Annotated in this window: 15 protein-coding genes and 1 other annotated feature; of the genes, 4 read left to right on the top strand and 11 right to left on the bottom strand. The window is 28.6% G+C overall.

The genetic code is table 11. From position 1 onward, the window contains the following. Positions 1-24: 24 nt before the first annotated feature. Both BM384_RS03370 and BM384_RS03375 read right to left on the bottom strand, forming a co-directional pair. Positions 25-1086 (bottom strand): radical SAM protein, encoded by a 1062-nt coding sequence (locus BM384_RS03370; protein WP_090011067.1) that lies wholly within the window; start codon positions 1084-1086, stop codon positions 25-27. After that, positions 1058-2524, bottom strand: coding sequence for an ABC transporter ATP-binding protein (locus tag BM384_RS03375; protein WP_090011069.1), 1467 nt, complete (start codon positions 2522-2524; stop codon positions 1058-1060). The genes BM384_RS03370 and BM384_RS03375 overlap by 29 nt, the downstream gene beginning before the upstream one ends. Positions 2525-2914: 390 nt before the next feature. Here BM384_RS03375 and BM384_RS03380 point away from each other — a divergent pair, with 390 nt between their 5' ends. Together BM384_RS03380 and BM384_RS03385 are read left to right on the top strand one after the other, a co-directional pair. Continuing rightward, positions 2915-3682, top strand: coding sequence for an ABC transporter ATP-binding protein (locus tag BM384_RS03380; protein ID WP_090011072.1), 768 nt, complete (start codon positions 2915-2917; stop codon positions 3680-3682). Next, on the top strand, positions 3672-5663 hold the full coding sequence (locus BM384_RS03385) for an FtsX-like permease family protein (protein WP_090011074.1): 1992 nt from the start codon (positions 3672-3674) through the stop codon (positions 5661-5663). The genes BM384_RS03380 and BM384_RS03385 overlap by 11 nt, the downstream gene beginning before the upstream one ends. 153 nt (positions 5664-5816) lie before the next feature. Here the strand turns inward: BM384_RS03385 and BM384_RS03390 are convergent, their stop codons facing one another. Further along, entirely contained in the window at positions 5817-6896 is a 1080-nt protein-coding gene (locus tag BM384_RS03390; protein ID WP_090011077.1) for a M24 family metallopeptidase, read from the bottom strand. Positions 6897-7009: 113 nt separating this feature from the next. Here BM384_RS03390 and BM384_RS03395 point away from each other — a divergent pair, with 113 nt between their 5' ends. After that, positions 7010-7711, top strand: coding sequence for a metallophosphoesterase family protein (locus BM384_RS03395; RefSeq protein ID WP_090011079.1), 702 nt, complete (start codon positions 7010-7012; stop codon positions 7709-7711). A 42-nt stretch (positions 7712-7753) separates the two neighbouring features. On the opposite strand, the gene BM384_RS03400 is transcribed toward BM384_RS03395, so the two are convergent. Next, the gene (locus BM384_RS03400) at positions 7754-8209 is read right to left on the bottom strand and encodes a cytochrome b5-like heme/steroid binding domain-containing protein (RefSeq protein ID WP_090011082.1); all 456 of its coding nucleotides are present in this window, start codon (positions 8207-8209) and stop codon (positions 7754-7756) included. A 94-nt stretch (positions 8210-8303) separates the two neighbouring features. Continuing rightward, positions 8304-8541: a binding site (T-box leader), on the top strand. Positions 8542-8599: 58 nt separating this feature from the next. Here BM384_RS03400 and asnS point away from each other — a divergent pair. Continuing rightward, positions 8600-9994: an asparagine--tRNA ligase gene (asnS, locus tag BM384_RS03405; protein WP_090011084.1), complete on the top strand. Its 1395-nt coding sequence runs from the start codon at positions 8600-8602 to the stop codon at positions 9992-9994. Positions 9995-10053: 59 nt separating this feature from the next. Here the strand turns inward: asnS and BM384_RS03410 are convergent, their stop codons facing one another. The 7 genes from BM384_RS03410 to BM384_RS03445 all read right to left on the bottom strand — a co-directional run bounded on the left by BM384_RS03410 (position 10054) and on the right by BM384_RS03445 (position 17274). Beyond that, a complete protein-coding gene (locus BM384_RS03410; protein WP_090011086.1) occupies positions 10054-10470 on the bottom strand; it encodes a hypothetical protein in 417 nt (138 codons plus the stop codon). 457 nt (positions 10471-10927) lie between these two features. Continuing rightward, on the bottom strand, positions 10928-11317 hold the full coding sequence (locus tag BM384_RS03420; RefSeq protein ID WP_090011090.1) for a hypothetical protein: 390 nt from the start codon (positions 11315-11317) through the stop codon (positions 10928-10930). A 17-nt stretch (positions 11318-11334) separates the two neighbouring features. Further along, positions 11335-11844: an anaerobic ribonucleoside-triphosphate reductase activating protein gene (gene nrdG / locus BM384_RS03425; protein WP_090011093.1), complete on the bottom strand. Its 510-nt coding sequence runs from the start codon at positions 11842-11844 to the stop codon at positions 11335-11337. 107 nt (positions 11845-11951) lie between these two features. Further along, positions 11952-13265 carry an ATP-binding protein gene (locus tag BM384_RS03430; RefSeq protein WP_090011094.1) on the bottom strand — a complete coding sequence of 438 codons (1314 nt, stop codon included), beginning with the start codon at positions 13263-13265 and terminating at the stop codon, positions 11952-11954. Positions 13266-13340: 75 nt separating this feature from the next. Beyond that, entirely contained in the window at positions 13341-14156 is an 816-nt protein-coding gene (locus BM384_RS03435) for a TPM domain-containing protein (protein WP_090011096.1), read from the bottom strand. Continuing rightward, positions 14156-15190, bottom strand: a complete 1035-nt coding sequence (locus BM384_RS03440; protein ID WP_090011098.1) for a TFIIB-type zinc ribbon-containing protein — start codon at positions 15188-15190, stop codon at positions 14156-14158. The genes BM384_RS03435 and BM384_RS03440 overlap by 1 nt, the downstream gene beginning before the upstream one ends. Before the next feature lie 161 nt (positions 15191-15351). Further along, positions 15352-17274, bottom strand: coding sequence for an aconitate hydratase (locus BM384_RS03445; RefSeq protein WP_090011101.1), 1923 nt, complete (start codon positions 17272-17274; stop codon positions 15352-15354). Positions 17275-17279: the final 5 nt, after the last annotated feature.

Raw genomic sequence — 17279 nt, forward strand, 5'->3', positions numbered from 1 at the left:
CTCAGAAAATATAAAAAATGCATGTTAACTATGAAAAATGTAATAATATAATTTATCCGAATTTAATTTGTACTTTTTCTTGACATAGTACCAAAGTTTTATATTCCAACAGTTTTTACAAGCAGTATCATTTACTTGTCCAATATTTAAAATTTTTCTAACTTTACTTACATTAAATCCTGTATCAATGTGTCCCATTTTCATAAGATTAGAAGTTTCACTAACTTTTTCACATGGATAGAAAAATCCATCTGTGTCTATAAATAATTTTCTAACCCCAGGAATGCAAGGACCTGAATGATGCATTTTTTCAGATAGCTTCTCTTGAGGAACTAAGTTTCTAGCAAAGCTTAATGCTTTAGTATATGATTTAAGCATAATTTTTGAGCATTTTGATGTGCTTTTTCTTCTTATCAAAGCGTAGTAATAAATTTTAAATAATTCATATTCAGTTTTACGATAATAATCTTTAGAGATACTTATTTCTGATTTACTATAATTTTTAGAAACAATTGAAGCTGTTAATGAAACATCTTTCACTAATTCATTATTAGCAAAAAAATCATCTATAGAACAAAAATCATTCTGAGGATCAATAACTGCATTAAATTGAATTTTTTCAAAGAAATCAGGATAATTTTTTTCTATATTAGCAACATTATTAATTACTTTATTAAAACTGCCCTTATTATTCAATGCAAGTTTTCTATGAATATCATGTATCTCCTCAGGACCATCAAGACTAATTGTTAAATCTACATTATGTTTAGACAAAAACTCTACAACATCCTTACTCAATAGAGAGCCATTGGTTGTTATAATAAAACGTACATCTTTTCCTTCAGATTTTTCTTCAGCATATTTAATACATTTTTTAATTAAGTCAAACTCAATAAGAGGTTCTCCACCATAAAAACCTATGGCTAGTAATTTTGAATTTTTTGAATGACTTATAAAAAAATCTATCCCTTTAAGTGCTGTAGAAAGATCCATTCTTTTATTTGAATGACTTCTATTTATGTATCCACCAGAATAAGGACAGTATTCACATCTAAAGTTACATTGTTGACTTAGCTGTAGCTTCATCTAATAGTAGTATCTTAGAATCTTTTAAAAAGGCTCTAGCCATAGCTATCTTTTGACGTTGTCCACCAGATAACTTACTACCACGATCACCAACAATCGTTTGATGTTTATCTGAAAGTTCTCCAATAAACTTAGCTGCTCCACTATTTTTTATAGCTAACTTCACATCTATATCTGTTTTATTGGAATTTAGAACAATATTTTGTTTTATTGTTGTATTAAATAAATATACATCTTGGCTTACTACAGCGAAAAAATTTCTATAGCATTCCAAATCAATATTATTAACATCTACTCCATCAAATAATATTTTTCCATATATAGGTTTCAGGAAACGTAGTAATAAATTAATAATAGTTGTTTTTCCTGAGCCATTATTTCCAATTATGGCCACTTTTTCTCCAGAATTTATCTTGAAACTTATATTATTTAAAGTCATATTTCCATCTTTATCTTCATATGAGAAACTAACATTTTTAAATTCAATATTTCCCAAAATAGAACTTGAATTTTTTTTCATTGAAGACTCTACATCAATGCATTCTTCTGTTTCTATAGATATAAAATCATAATATCTTTTAGCTGATGGTAATATACCAGCAAATCTATAGCTAATATTCATAAGTGCAAATATCGGTTGAGTTACATATTGAATATATGTAATAAATGCAAATAGTTTTCCAACTGTAAGAATATCTCCAACAATCATATATCCACCTAAAATATATACTGAAAGATTAATTATTGGATTAAATGCTTTACTTGATGTTGTATTTAACTTTTCTAAATAATCAGTTCTAATATTCTCTCTTATTATATTTTTTTGTCTTTCACTAAATTGATCTATTTTTAATTCATATAATCCCCAAAGTTTAATTTCTTTAATTCCACCAATTGTATCCCCATACCATTTTGAAAAATTTTTATAACTTCTCATATAATTCTTTATAGAAATACGTCTTTTTTGGGCAAGATACTTTACTGTGAAATATCTTATAGGAGTTATAATAATTACTAACAAACCCAATCTAAAATCAATAGAAAATAATCCTACAAATCCAACAAAAATTCTTAAAATACTCGTTAAAGTATAAAATGTTTGTTCATTAAACACTTCTGATATATTTCTAATATCAGTTCTCAAATTACTTATTATTTCTGCATAATTTGTATCCTTAAAAAAATTCATTTTTAATTTTAAAGTATGTACAAATGCCTGTTTTTCCAAATTAAATGATATTAGGTTTTTTATGCAAGAACGTTTTTTTGTTTCCACTATATCTAATAATTGAATAATTGCCAATATTATCAAATCTAAAATTGAATATTTAATGACTATTTTCATATCCTTCAAAAGCAAACCATCATCTATTAATTTTTGGTCTATAATAGGAGTTAAAATACTTAACACAGAGGAAATAATTATACATAAAATCACAAAAACAATTTCAACTTTATATGGTTTGAATAAATTTAATATTTTTTTAGTAACATTATATCTTGCTTTTTCATTTTTGATTTTCCTTTTCTTTTTTTACATTTTCATGAATTTTATGCACCTCATGTGATTATATTACTATTAATTTACATAAAAGCAAATACTTTTTATGTAAATTTTTTTATTTTTTTACTTTTAGTCCTCAAACTTGAAAAAAATACAAAAATAATATATAATTCCAATACAATATAATTTTAACATAATACATTTATTATTTCCAATAAAAGAAAAAACATACAAAAATACTCAATTTTTGAGTTTATTTATTTTTGCTTTTATTGGAATTTTTAAATATATTTAACAAATTATTTCGAAAAGGAGAAATGCATAATGAAAGATATACTAAATGTACAGCAAATAACAAAATACTATGGAAATAAGTACAACCAAACAAAAGCAATAGACGATTTAAGCTTTAAAGTAAAAGAAGGAGAATTTGTTGGTATAATGGGCCCTTCTGGAAGTGGAAAAACAACATTACTTAATTGTATATCAACAATTGATAGTGTCACCAATGGAAGTATCAAAATAAAAGATAAAGATATTACAAAATTAAAAGCAAAAGAAATAGATAAATTCAGACAAAACGAACTAGGTTTTGTATTTCAAGATTTTAACTTGTTAGATACACTTACAGCTTATGAAAATATTGCTCTAGCATTAACAATAAAAGGAGAAAACAAGTCTGAAATAGATAAAAAAATCAAAGATATCTCACAATATTTAGATATTTCGCAGATATTACAAAAGTACCCTTATCAAATGTCAGGCGGCCAAAAACAAAGAGTAGCTTCTGCAAGAGCAATAATAACTAATCCATCTTTAGTTTTAGCAGATGAACCTACTGGAGCTTTAGATTCAAAAGCAGCTAGATTACTACTTGAAAGATTTGAAGATTTAAATAAGAAATTAAATACAACTATACTCATGGTTACTCACGATTCTTTTACTGCAAGTTATGCTCACCGTATATTATTTATAAAAGATGGTAAGATATTTAAAGAATTATTAAGAAATAATGATAGCCGAAAAGAATTCTTTAATAAAATTATAAATGTCGTGTCTACTTTAGGAGGAGATGATAATAATGTACTGTAAAATAGCTTTAAAAAATATCAAAAAAAGCTTTAAAGACTATAATATATATTTTTTCACATTAATATTATCAGTATGTATATTTTATAGTTTCAATTCCATAGATTCTCAAAAAGCACTTATAGAACTCAGTTCTTCAGATGCTGAATATGTATCAAAATTAATAGATTTTATGTCTTATATATCAGTATTAGTTGCAATAATATTAAGTTTTCTAATAATATATGCAAATAATTTTCTTATAAAAAAACGTAAAAAAGAAATTGGAATATATACTATCTTAGGTATGTCATCAAAAAAAATATCCAGAATTCTAATGTTTGAAACATTCATAGTAGGAACAATTTCTTTGGTAATAGGTGTTTTAGCCGGAATTGGATCGTCTCAAATTTTATCTAATTTCACATTAAAACTATTTGGTATTTCTATGGAGGAGTATAAGTTTACAATTTCAATAACTTCAATAAAAAAGACTATATTATATTTTGGAATAATGTTTTTAAGTGTAATATTATTAAATATATTTTTAATTTCTAAATACAAAGTAATAGATTTATTAACTGCTGGTAAAAAAAATGAAAACTTAAAAATAAAAAATCATTATATGTTTTTAGGAATATTCATTTTATCTTTAATTTTACTTGCTTTTTCTTATAAAAATATTCTAACTATAGGATTTGATCCAGAAAATTTCACATTTAAAATTTCAATTATTTGCGCAATATTTTGTACTTTATTATTTTTCTTTAGTTTGTCTGGATTTATATTGTACTTAGTAAGGAAAAGTAAAAAAATATATTTTAAAGACCTAAACATATTCATATTAAATCAATTAAATAATAAAGTTAGAACCAATTTTTTATCTATGTCTTTAATTTGTATAATGCTATTTATTACACTGGTAGTATTATCATTAGGAATAAGCTTTAAAAATAGCTTTGAAAATCAATTAGAAAAATTAACTCCATTTGATGCTAGTATAGTATTAAGAACAAATGATACCAATTATGATATAAAAGATTTTCTTAATAAGATTGATTTCAAAAAAGATGAAAATGAATTATATGCAAGTTATTATAAATATACTTCAAAAATAAAAATTTCAGATTTATTTAATCCAAATAAAAATGAATCAGCAGATAAGTATTTTGTTGATTTTATAAAACTGTCTGACTATAATAAGATGTTAGAGTTACAAGGTAAAAATAATATAGTTTTAAATGACAACGAAGTTATTATTTTTTCTAATCGTATCGATTTAGCCAAATCGATTAACCAATATTTAAATGATAGCAATAAAATTAGCATACAAAATAAAGAATATTTAGTTAACAATAAAAAAGCTTTAGAAACAAATCTTGAAACCTATCCAGTTATAAATTTAAATTGTACAATTATTATAAATGATGACTTTATACCTAGCCATGATATTTACGAATCAGTTCTTAACGTTAAATATTTAGACAATAATAGAGAAGAAAAAAATGAAAAGTACTCCAAAATAAATAATGACTATATACATGGCCAATATAAAGAATTTAATTCAAATAAGATAGGTGCTTATTTGAAAGATAATATTTATTCTAAATCTAAAGGAGCTGCTACTACAATACTATTTATAGGAATATACTTGGGTATAATCTTTTTAATAGCTAGTATGGCTATATTAGCTCTTCAGCAATTGTCAGAAGCTAGTGATAGCATTGAAAGATATAAGTCTTTAAAAAAGATTGGTGCAAGTAATAAGATGATAAATAAAACAATTTTCACTCAAATATTAATATATTTTTCTTTACCACTAATATTAGCATTAGTTCACTCTTGTATAGGAATTATAGTCTCTAATGACTATATACGCAAATTTAATCAAGCTGATGTTAGTTTTTCAATCTGGTTTACAGTAGCTTCATTTTTTATCGTCTATATAGGATACTTTTTTATAACTTATATAGGATACAAAAACATAGTAAAGAATAATATTTAATCCTTTCTTTTTAAGGAGAGGTATCTGAATAATCTTTAAATCATTCAGATACCTCCCTTTTTTATAACACTAATAAAATATACTCAAATTATAATAAAAAATATTTTTTAAAACATAACAAGAAAGTAGTAAACCTACTACTTGCATTTTAGATTACTTTATTACTATAATTTCTTTTGTTACAGAGTTTAAAATTTCAGCTCCATCTTTTTTAACCATTACAAGATCTTCAATTCTAACTCCAATATCATCTTTTAAATAGATTCCAGGTTCTATTGAAAAAATCATTCCTTCTTTTACTTCATCATGATTAACTTGCCCAACATCACCAAAATCATGAGTTTCGATTCCTATACTGTGTCCAGTTCTATGTGTGAAATATTCTCCATATCCCATAGATTCTATATAATCTCTAGCAGCAGCATCTATTTCTGAGAATTTTACTCCTTCTTTAACTGCAGCTATACCTCTACGATTTGCTTCTTTTACTATTTCATAAATCTTTTTATGCTCTTCACTTGGTTCTTCTCCAAAGAATACTGTTCTTGTCATATCTGAGCAGTATGATTTATATATTCCTCCAATATCAATTACAATGCTTTGACCTTTTTTAAGAACTGAATTATCTGTTTCATGGTGAGGATCAGCTCCGTTTGGACTAAAAGCAACGATTGGATCAAATGAGAATTCCATTACTCCTTCTGCTTCATAAAGTCTCTTTAATATATCAACGCAATCTTTTTCTGTTAAACCTTCTTTAAGTTCTTTCCAGAAGTTCTTCATTACATTATCATTCTTCTTAGAAGAAATTCTCATAAGTTCACGTTCTTCTTCATCTTTTATCATTCTTATTCTATCTATAATAGGTGAAGAATTAACAAAACCTGAAGCTGCATGTCTTTCCATAAGGGAAATTAAAAAGTGCGAAGGCCAAGTTTTATCTATACCTAAAACTTCATTTTTATCAATTAATTTTGATAATACCTCTGTTGGATCTTCTGCATCTCCATACCATACTAGGTCTACGCCTAATTCTTCTTCTACTGTGAATAGTTTATTTACTATTAATTTGTGTTCTCCATTACTCTTTATAAGTAAAGTAATCATTCTTTCTCCAGGACTAAACCATTTTCCTGTTAAATAAAAAATAGATGGTGGTGCAGATATTAATATTTGCTTTAATCCCCTTGCATCCATTTCTTGTAATACTCTAGCTACTCTTTCTGTTTTCATAGTAGTCCTCCTTAACTTATTACTTTATTCTTATATTAACGCATATAAAAATAAATATCTATCTTCTTTGTGATATAATTACCTTAATTAAATATTATGGAGGCGGCATAAAAATGAAGTTAGCAATTATATCAGATATTCACGGTAACCTTTATGCTTTAAGAAAAGTTTTAGAAGATATAGATGATGAAAGAGCAGATTTAACTATCTGTTTAGGAGATTTAGTTGGATATGGTCCACACCCAAATGAAGTAATAGCAACAATAAAAAGAAAAAACATACTATGTTTAAAAGGAAATTATGATGCTTCAGTAGTAGATGGAGGGTTCACATATATAAGAGACAATGCTACAAACTCTTTTTCTCTTCCATGGGCTGTTAATGAAGTTAGAGCTATGAATAAACACTATCTTGATAACCTTCCAACATCTATGACTTTAGAATTTAACGGAAAGAAGATTAAATTTGTTCATGGTAGTCCTAATGCCATAAATGAATATCTTTTAGAAGGCGCTGATAATACAGCAGAAATCATGAAAAACTTAGAAGAAGATATTTTAGTATGTGCTCATACTCATATTCCTTCAGTAAAGCAATTTGGCACTAAGTTATTTATAAATGATGGAAGTGTTGGAAAGCCTAAAATAGGAACACCAAATGCAACTTACTGTATTTTAGATATTGATAAAAACGGAAGTGTTAAAGCTCAAATCAAACACGTATCTTATGAATTAAGTGGTTTATTAAAAGAAATGCAACTTGCTAATTTCCCATCTTCACTTATTCATAGTTTTGAAGAAGGAAAAGAATTATAAAAAAGAGAGTCTGACCGTAAATTATGGTCAGGCTCTCTTTATCTATTCTACTAATGTACCTACTACTTTTCCTTCTGCCAATGATTCAGGGTTTCCTAATGAAGCTGTTGAAAAAATTCTTTCATTTGCCTCTTTTCCTCCAACGCTTTCTTTCCAGAACCTGCTTTCACTTACATCATAAACAGTTCCATCAACTGAAATATAAAGAAGCTCTTCATCTTTATCATTATATTTTTCTAAATCATTAATGGTAAACTGAGAGTCACATCTATACCCTCCACGTTTAACAAACATTTCAATATCAATATCTGTATCCTCTTCTTTACTAACCTCATCCTCTTTAATGTACTCAAAATCTTTTAATATAAGTTCTATATCATCTAATGATTCTCTTATTTTTTCTTTAATAACTTCCTCATCATCACTTCTTGATACTAGCCTTGTTTTTAATAAATTAAGTTCTCCTATTTTCTTATTAAGTATTCGCTCCTTATACATATTTAGCCTCCATTTTTTTTAATTCATAATAGTGTATGTCAGAATAGTTGCATTTGTTAGTAAAGTATTGTAAAATCAGTATTAATGTAATTAAGATATTACCATGAAGAGAAGAGTAGGTTTAAGATGTAGTTTTAGCGATTAAGGGACGGTGGAAGCCTTATACGAAGCTTATTTCCGAAGAACATCTCTGAGTTTCTAACTGAAAATTTTTAATTAGTAGGATTAGACGGTTTCAGCCCGTTATAGCTGTAAGGCATTTATATGTCTGTCTGAGAGGCTAATTTTTTAGCAATTTAGGTGGTACCGCGATATTTATCTTCGTCCTAATTTTAGGATTGAAGATTTTTTTATTTTAGAAAAAAATTTATTGTATTATGGGAGGCAAAAATGAATAAATCTGTATTAGTAAAGTCAATTTACAGAAACACAAATGAATATCTTTCAAAAGATGTAACAATATCAGGTTGGATTAGAACTTTAAGAGCATCTAATGCTTTTGGTTTCATAGAAGTTAACGATGGTTCTTTCTTCAAAAACATCCAAGTAGTTTTTGATAACAAACTTGAAAACTTTAAAGAAATATCAAAATTACCTATAAGCTCATCAATCACAGTTGTAGGTACATTAGTTGAAACTCCAGAAGCTAAACAACCTTTTGAAATTCAAGCAAAAGAAGTTATAATCGAAGGAATGTCAGATTCAGACTATCCTCTACAAAAGAAGAGACATACTTTTGAGTACTTAAGAACTATAGCTCACTTAAGACCAAGAAGTAATGCATTCTCAGCAGTATTTAGAGTACGTTCAGTAGCAGCTTATGCTATACATAAGTTCTTCCAAGATCAAGGATTCGTATATACTCATACTCCAATCCTAACTGGTTCTGACTGTGAAGGTGCAGGAGAAATGTTCCAAGTAACTACTCTAGACCTAAACAATGTACCAAAGACAGAAGATGGAAAAGTTGATTACAAACAAGACTTCTTTGGTAAAGAAACTAACCTTACAGTATCAGGTCAATTAAACGCTGAAACTTTTGCTTTAGCATTTAGAAATGTTTATACATTTGGACCTACTTTTAGAGCTGAAAACTCAAATACAACAAGACATGCAGCTGAATTCTGGATGATTGAACCAGAAATAGCTTTCGCTGATTTAGCTGATGACATGGAACTTGCTGAAAACATGCTTAAGTATGTTATTAAGTACGTTATGGATGAATGTCCAGAAGAAATGGAATTCTTCAACAAGTTTATCGATAAGGGATTAATAGATAGATTAAACCACGTTATTTCTTCAGACTTTGGTAAGGTAACTTATACTGAAGCAGTTGAAATATTAAAGAACTGTGGAAGAAAATTCGAATATCCAGTTGAATGGGGTATAGATCTTCAAACTGAACATGAAAGATATTTAACTGAAGAACACTTCAAGAAACCAGTATTCGTTACTGACTATCCAAAAGATATAAAGGCATTCTACATGAGAATGAACGATGATGGAAAGACTGTTGCTGCTTGTGACTGTTTAGTTCCAGGAATCGGAGAAATCATCGGAGGAAGCCAAAGAGAAGAAAGACTTGATGTATTAAAGGCTAGAATGGCTGAATTAGGTCTTAAGGAAGAAGATTACTGGTGGTACTTAGAACTTAGAAAGTATGGAGAAACTAAACATGCTGGATTTGGTCTAGGATTTGAAAGATTAATCATGTACATCACTGGTATGGGTAACATAAGAGACGTATTACCATTCCCAAGAACTACAGGACAATCTGATTTCTAATATATTACAAAAGAGATTATGTCAAATTTTACTTTGATATAATCTCTTTTCCATCTTAGTTATAGTATTCGATGATGGATAACATCATCAACTTGAATTAAATCTTTTCTAGTACACTGAAATTTGAACTTAGTATTATTAAAGTCTTCGCCTAAGTCAACTAATTGGATATAATAAGTACTTCCTTCAACTTCTACCTTCATAAAGTTTAATCTACCAATACTGCATCTTCTATCAATAACAGTACATTCAACTATATACTCTGGCATAGAAACTACTGCTTTTTCTGCTAAAGTACCAAAAAGCGCAATCTTACATTCATAACTTTCTTCTATTTTCATAAATTCAAAATTATTAGTACTAGAAAGTATTGAATCATCAAAACAACATTCAATCTTACCTGTTTCTTCATTTTCTAAATAGACATCTCTATAAAATCCTATATCTCCTGTAATCTTTAAAAATTTATATTTCACCTTTACTCCCCCTAAAATAAGGATAATTCAAAATATGTACACCACAATTATATAATTATATATTTTTCTTTAAATTGAAATATTTTTATGATACTATGATAATAATTTACTAAAATAGTATAATTTTTGACTATAAAATATTAAATTATGGGAGGTTAACATGAAAAATATCCAAAAAAAGCTTTCTATTTACTTCTTGTTCTTCATAGCTTTATTTCTCTTATTGGAGAATAACTGGTGTAGAAGCGATGTTATTGGAACATATTTTTTTGTAGCAGAGATAACTTTCATACCTGCAATATTTCTTTGTACATATTTAATAATCAAAGAAATACACAAAAAGAATCAATAAGAATTATATAATAGTCTACTTTATAAAATAATAACTTCCTGTGACAATACAACTTATCACAGGAAGTTATTATTCTTAGATATCCAATAAAGGTCTATAAATTATCTAAAATTCCTCTTCTTTACTCTTAGGAGTATTTAAATCATTTATTTTTTTCAATTTTACAAAACCAACAAAGCTTAATATTATAGATGGAACTACTATTAAATTAATTGGAAGATATAATATTCCAGCTAAGAATCCAATTATATATATAATCCCACAACTTAAGGCTAATGCCCTCATATTTGTTGCAAAGGCAAACCAGTTAAATACAGCTCCAATTGCAGTAAGAATTAAATGAGGCACTATAAATATAGCTAAAGTAACTGCTGTTTCATGAAGAACCCCATCCGTTGAAGTAACTAAATTGCCATAATAAACAAATAAATATAATACATAAATTGTTGACACTAATGCTGAAACCAATAACCATACTGAACGCTTTTTATTCATACCTAAACCCTTCCTTTTTAAACCTGAAATAAATTTACATTACCTTCTTCCAAGCTTTTCTTCACATCAATTATTCTTTGATTTGATGATCCCCTAAACTTTAACCCATCAACCATTTTGTCCATTTCAAACTTACCATCTACTAATACATCTAAGTTTTCCATAAGCTTTCTCCATCCAGGTCTTTTATCAATATTTTCAATTATGTATTCATAAGTATATCCAGTATAACTCCACACATTTAAATTATGTTTCTTAAAAGCTTCTGCCATATAAGCAAATTCTTCTGCTCTTTCAAATGGGTCTCCTCCACTGAATGTAACTCCTTTTAAAAATGGATTGCTTAAAACATCAGAAATAAGTTCATCCATATCCTTTTCTTCTCCACCATCAAAATCATGAGTATCTTGATTAAAACATCCCTCACAATTATGCCTGCATCCTTGAGAAAAGAATACTCTTCTAATTCCTGGACCATTAACCAAACTTTCATATGCAATTCCTGATAGTCTTATCATTTTTGACATGCATTTCACCTTCTAGTTTTTACTTATATGTTAATTATACCATTTAACTGGTACTTTTCTATAAAAATATAAGCTGCAAAATATAGCTATTTGCAGCTCTTAATCCCTTACTTTTCAAGTTCTCCTTGAAGCCAGTCAATAAACTGTCTTGCTGATCTTGGAGATCTTCCATTATGCCACTTTTCCCACTTCAATGCTTCAAAATGTAAGTATTCTTCATCCACATTTAAGTTTCTTGCCTTAGCAATTCCATCAACAATATTTAAGAATTCCTTTTGGCTTGGAGCAAAGAAGCTTATTGTTATACCAAATCTATCAGCTAATGAAAGTTGTTCTTCCTTAGTATCTTTAGCATATAAATCATTTGAATCATCATATTTTTCTTGAACTAAATGTCTTCTATTAGTTGTTGCGTATATTAAAATATTATCAGGTCTATTTTCAACTCTTCCTTCAAGAATTGTCTTTAAAGCTGAATAACTAGCTTCATTTTCTGCAAAAACAAGGTCATCTACAAATATAATGAACTTTTGCTTCTTATGTTTTAGTAATCTTATGATTCTTGTAAAGTCACTTAATTGGTCTTTATCAACTTCAATAAGTCTTAAACCTTGTTCATAATATTCATTTAAAATAGCCTTAACAGTTGAAGATTTACCTGTTCCTCTTGATCCATATAATAATAAGTTGTTAGCTGGCATTCCTTTTAAGAAATGTTCCGTATTATTTATTATGTCTTTCTTTTGATCTTCATAACCAACTAAATCAGAAAGTCTAATAGGATCTGGTTCTGCTACTTCTCTTAAATGTCCTTCATTCTCATTTTCAAAGCGTTCCCATACAAAGGCACTATAGGCAGTCGATCTTCCAGTACCATTTTTCTTATGAAAATCAATTATGTCTTTAGCTTTATCTTCCCAAGCTTCACTATTTATAAGCTCTTCTTTTATTTTTTCAAAATCAGTACTATTCTTAGCTATGTACCTTTCTTTATTTAATCCCCAATCCATTAGAGATTTTATTCTTACTTGATTTTCTTCATATTCTCCATATTTATTTATTAATATATCTTTTATGTCCTTACTTGTTATAGAAGTTATATTTCCTAAAGCTCTTACTTCATTAGAAAATCCACTTACTATAAATTTAGGTATATCCCCTTTCTCTTCTAATGTAACATTGAAAGGATTATTTCCTAAAAGCATATTATCCACAATGCTTTCTTTAAAAGATAAATTATTATTTTCTGTGAATAATCCATACACAAACTCACTATATGCATTAAGACATTCTGATAAATCAGCTTTAGTAATTATTTTATCCACAAGGATACTAAATTTATCCCCAATTTCTTCTTTAAATATTCTCTTATACACACAAAGAGAATTTAAATCTAATGATATTATTTCTTCTGTTTTCATTTTTTAAGCCCCCATTTATTTTTAATTAAAGAGGAAATTTAAAAAATCTCCTCTCTTTTAATCTAATGTATTTAATTAAAAGTCTGCTCCTCCGCCGCCGAAATCAGAGCCTCCTCCGCCACTACTGCCGCCAGAATCAGAACCTCCATTATCTCGCTCAATTACTCTAGTTGTAACTGTTTTTCCTAAGAAAATATCTCTTTCTGAATTAATTCTTACTGAATTTCTATCTACATAAGTTGAAGCACCAGCTGTTACCTTCATTCCAAAAGTCTTTACTTTAATAAAGATAAATATTCCTGTACTTACTGCTGCCATAAGAAATACTATTACTGTATTCTCCATAACTGCTGGGAACGAATTTAACTTATTCATATATGATTCTGTTTCGCTTAGGAATTTTGAACTAGCATCATAGTATTGCCCATTACTACACTGATCTTTAATATTATTGCATATTTTTGTTGCTATCTTATCAGTAATATATTTTTTACTATAACCACAGGTTGACATCCAAATTTTTCGTTTACCAGTTTTAGAAGTATCCATATCAATTAACAATAGTACTCCTGCACCTTTTTTCTTTTCATATCCAAAACCATGTTCAGTATAGAAATTCTCTGCATATTCTTGAGACGATTTTCCATTGGTATTATTAGTTGTGACTATAGCAACATCAATCTTCTCTGACTTAATAATATCCTTCAAACTCTTATCAAGTTTTACTTCTTCATCAAGAGTAAGTAAATTTGCATCATCAAAAATTCTACTTTCAGATTTAATGTCTATATCAGTCCTTATCCTTCTTTCATAGCGAGTTTTTAACCCTACAACTAATAAAATGGCAATGACTATATAAACTACTAGCATTACTTTTTTATATTTTTGCATTAGAATGTACCTCCTATAAAAAGTACTATAAGCTTTAATATTAAAAATACAGCTATCATGGATGATAGATATACTCCAAATACCCTAGCTTTGCTAATAGGAGGTTTTCCTATTATCTTGCCTGTTTGACCATTCATCATAAATGTATAATCTTGATTGTTATATCTATACTTATATATCCAAACTGGAAGTAAAACATATTCTTCATTTCTTATGTCACTATTAACATTTGAACGTAGTACTGATACTGAATCATAGCCTGAGATTGTCTCTTTTGCTAATTCTGTTGCATATTTATCAACTCTGCCTATTGCTCTTCCTGATAGTTCTTTAGAACTATAATTATATTTTTCAGCCATATACCCAGACATATAAGACATATCAAAATCTGTTAATTCACCATAATTAAAAGGTTCCATTAAGTCCATAAATCTATCTTCCATCTTTTTTGATGCATCTGCTGGAATCTTATCAAATTCAGCATCTACATTTCTATATACATCAAATCTAGAGGTTTCTGTATATTCTGTATCTCCACGTCTATAAACCCTAACTCTTGTTCCTTCTGCAGACATATCTGTATTAGTATAAATGTCATATAACCAGAAAGGTACATAAATTCCTGTAACCTTATCTAAATTACTCTTCCTTAATAAATCTGCTGGTGAGAATATTCCATCATTACACCATTTTCTAATTGCTTCAATAGTATAATTACGATCATATTTAAAAGGTATTATTCTATCTGGTTCAAAGGTGCTGCTAAGTCTATCTTCAATTATGTTGGGAGACCCACAGTAAGCACAAATAGTAGCAGATGTATACTCATCAGTAACTAATTCTGCTCCACAGCTAGGACATTTATAATTGACTACTCCGCCTTCTTCAGTTCCATTATCCTCTTCTTTTACTTCTGATTCATTAAATTCATTGGGATTCTTTGTTGAACCACAGCTTTCACAGCATAACAATTTCTTTTGTGGATCAAATAACATATTGCCACCGCAATTTGGACACTTGTAAATCCTAACCATTATATACCCCCTATTATATTTTTTGTAAATATACCCGTATTATACTTCTTTTTATTTTCACTTTCAATATATGTTAATTTTATATACAAAATCCATCCAAAATCATGACAAAGGCTGCTTTAAAGAATTCCCTTTAAAACAGCCTTATTAATAATTTATTCTTAGTTATTATGTTTTACGTAGTTTAATCTTCCACCAGCTTTAATAACAGCAATTTCTTTTTCACCTAATTCAGCTTCAGTTTCAAATGTAAAGTTCTTAGTAACATTTTTAATCACTACAACTCCCTTATCTAAAGCATCTTGAACATTTTCTATCTTTAATTCATCAAGCATATCTATCTTATCGTATACTGATGGATCTTTGAATTCTACTGGGATTATTCCATTGTTAATTAAGTTTGCTTTGTGAATTCTAGCAAAAGACTTAGCAACAACAGCTTTTACTCCTAAGTATAATGGAGCAAGTGCAGCATGTTCTCTTGATGACCCTTGTCCATAGTTTTCACCAGCAACAATAACTCCACCATTATTATCTTGAGCTCTCTTAGGGAACTCTGGATCTATTGTATTAAAACAGAATCCTGCAAGATAAGGAATGTTAGACCTAAAAGGTAATAACTTAGAGTTTGAAGGCATAATATGGTCAGTTGTTATATTATCTTCAACCTTAATAATAACCTTTCCTTCTACTTCTTCACCTAGTGGTTTATTTACTGGGAATGGTTTTATGTTTGGACCTCTTACAACTTCTACTTCTGCATTAGTTGGTGCTGGAGGTAAAATCATAGAATCATCTATAATAAACTTTTCAGGCATTTCAACTGATATATCAACATCCATTTCTCTTGGATCTGTAAGATATCCCTTAATTGCAGAAACGGCTGCTGTTTCTGGACTTACTATATAAATTTGTCCTGATAATGTTCCACTTCTACCATAGAAGTTTCTGTTTACAGTTCTAAGTGAAATTCCGTTAGTTCCAGGTGCTTGACCCATACCTATACATGGTCCACATGAGTTTTCTAGAATTCTTGCTCCTGAACTGATTATATCAGCTAAAGCTCCGTTTCTAGCTATCATTTCCATAACTTGTCTTGAACCTGGTCCTATAACTAAGCTTACATTTGGATCAACCTTATTACCCTTTAATATCTTAGCAACCTTCATTAAATCTTCGTATGAAGAGTTTGTACAGCTTCCTATAAATACTTGATCAACTTTAATCTTACCAGCTTCTTTTACCTTTACAACATTATCTGGCATATGTGGTTTAGCTGTAAGTGGTTCTAATGCACTTAAATCTACAGTAACTACATCATCATATTTTGCATCTTCATCTGGCTTAAATTCTTTCCAGTCTTCTTCTCTTCCTTGTGCTTTAAAGAATTCTAATGTTCTTTCATCACTTGGGAATATTGAAGTAGTTGCTCCAAGTTCAGCTCCCATGTTAGTTATAGTACCTCTTTCTGGAACTGAAAGTGTTTTAACTCCTTCTCCAGCATATTCAAATACTATACCAACTCCACCTTTAACAGTTAGCTTTCTTAAAACTTCAAGAATAACATCTTTAGCAGATACCATCTTGTTTAGTTTACCTTTTAATTCAATCTTAACAACCTTTGGAGTGTTAATATTATATGCTCCACCGCCCATTGCAAGTGCAACATCTAATCCACCAGCTCCCATTGCAAGCATACCAACTCCACCTGCAGTTGGAGTATGGCTATCAGAACCTATTAAAGTATCTCCTGGAACTGAAAATCTTTCTAAGAATATTTGATGGCAGATACCATTACCTGGTTTAGAAAAGTAAACACCATATTTAGATGCTACTGTTTGTATGAATTTGTGGTCATCTGCATTTTCAAAACCTTGTTGTAACATATTATGGTCTACAAATGCTACAGATCTTTTTGTTTTTACTCTGTCTATCCCCATTGCTTCAAGCTGAAGATATGCCATAGTACCAGTAGAATCTTGAGTTAAAGTTCTATCTATCTTTAAAGATATTGGTTCACCAACCTTTAATTCACCTTCAACTAAATGGCTTTTAAGAATCTTATAAACTAAATTATCTCCCATTTTTG

The sequence above is a fragment of the Clostridium sp. DSM 8431 genome, from assembly GCF_900116755.1.
Classification (GTDB): domain Bacteria; phylum Bacillota; class Clostridia; order Clostridiales; family Clostridiaceae; genus Clostridium.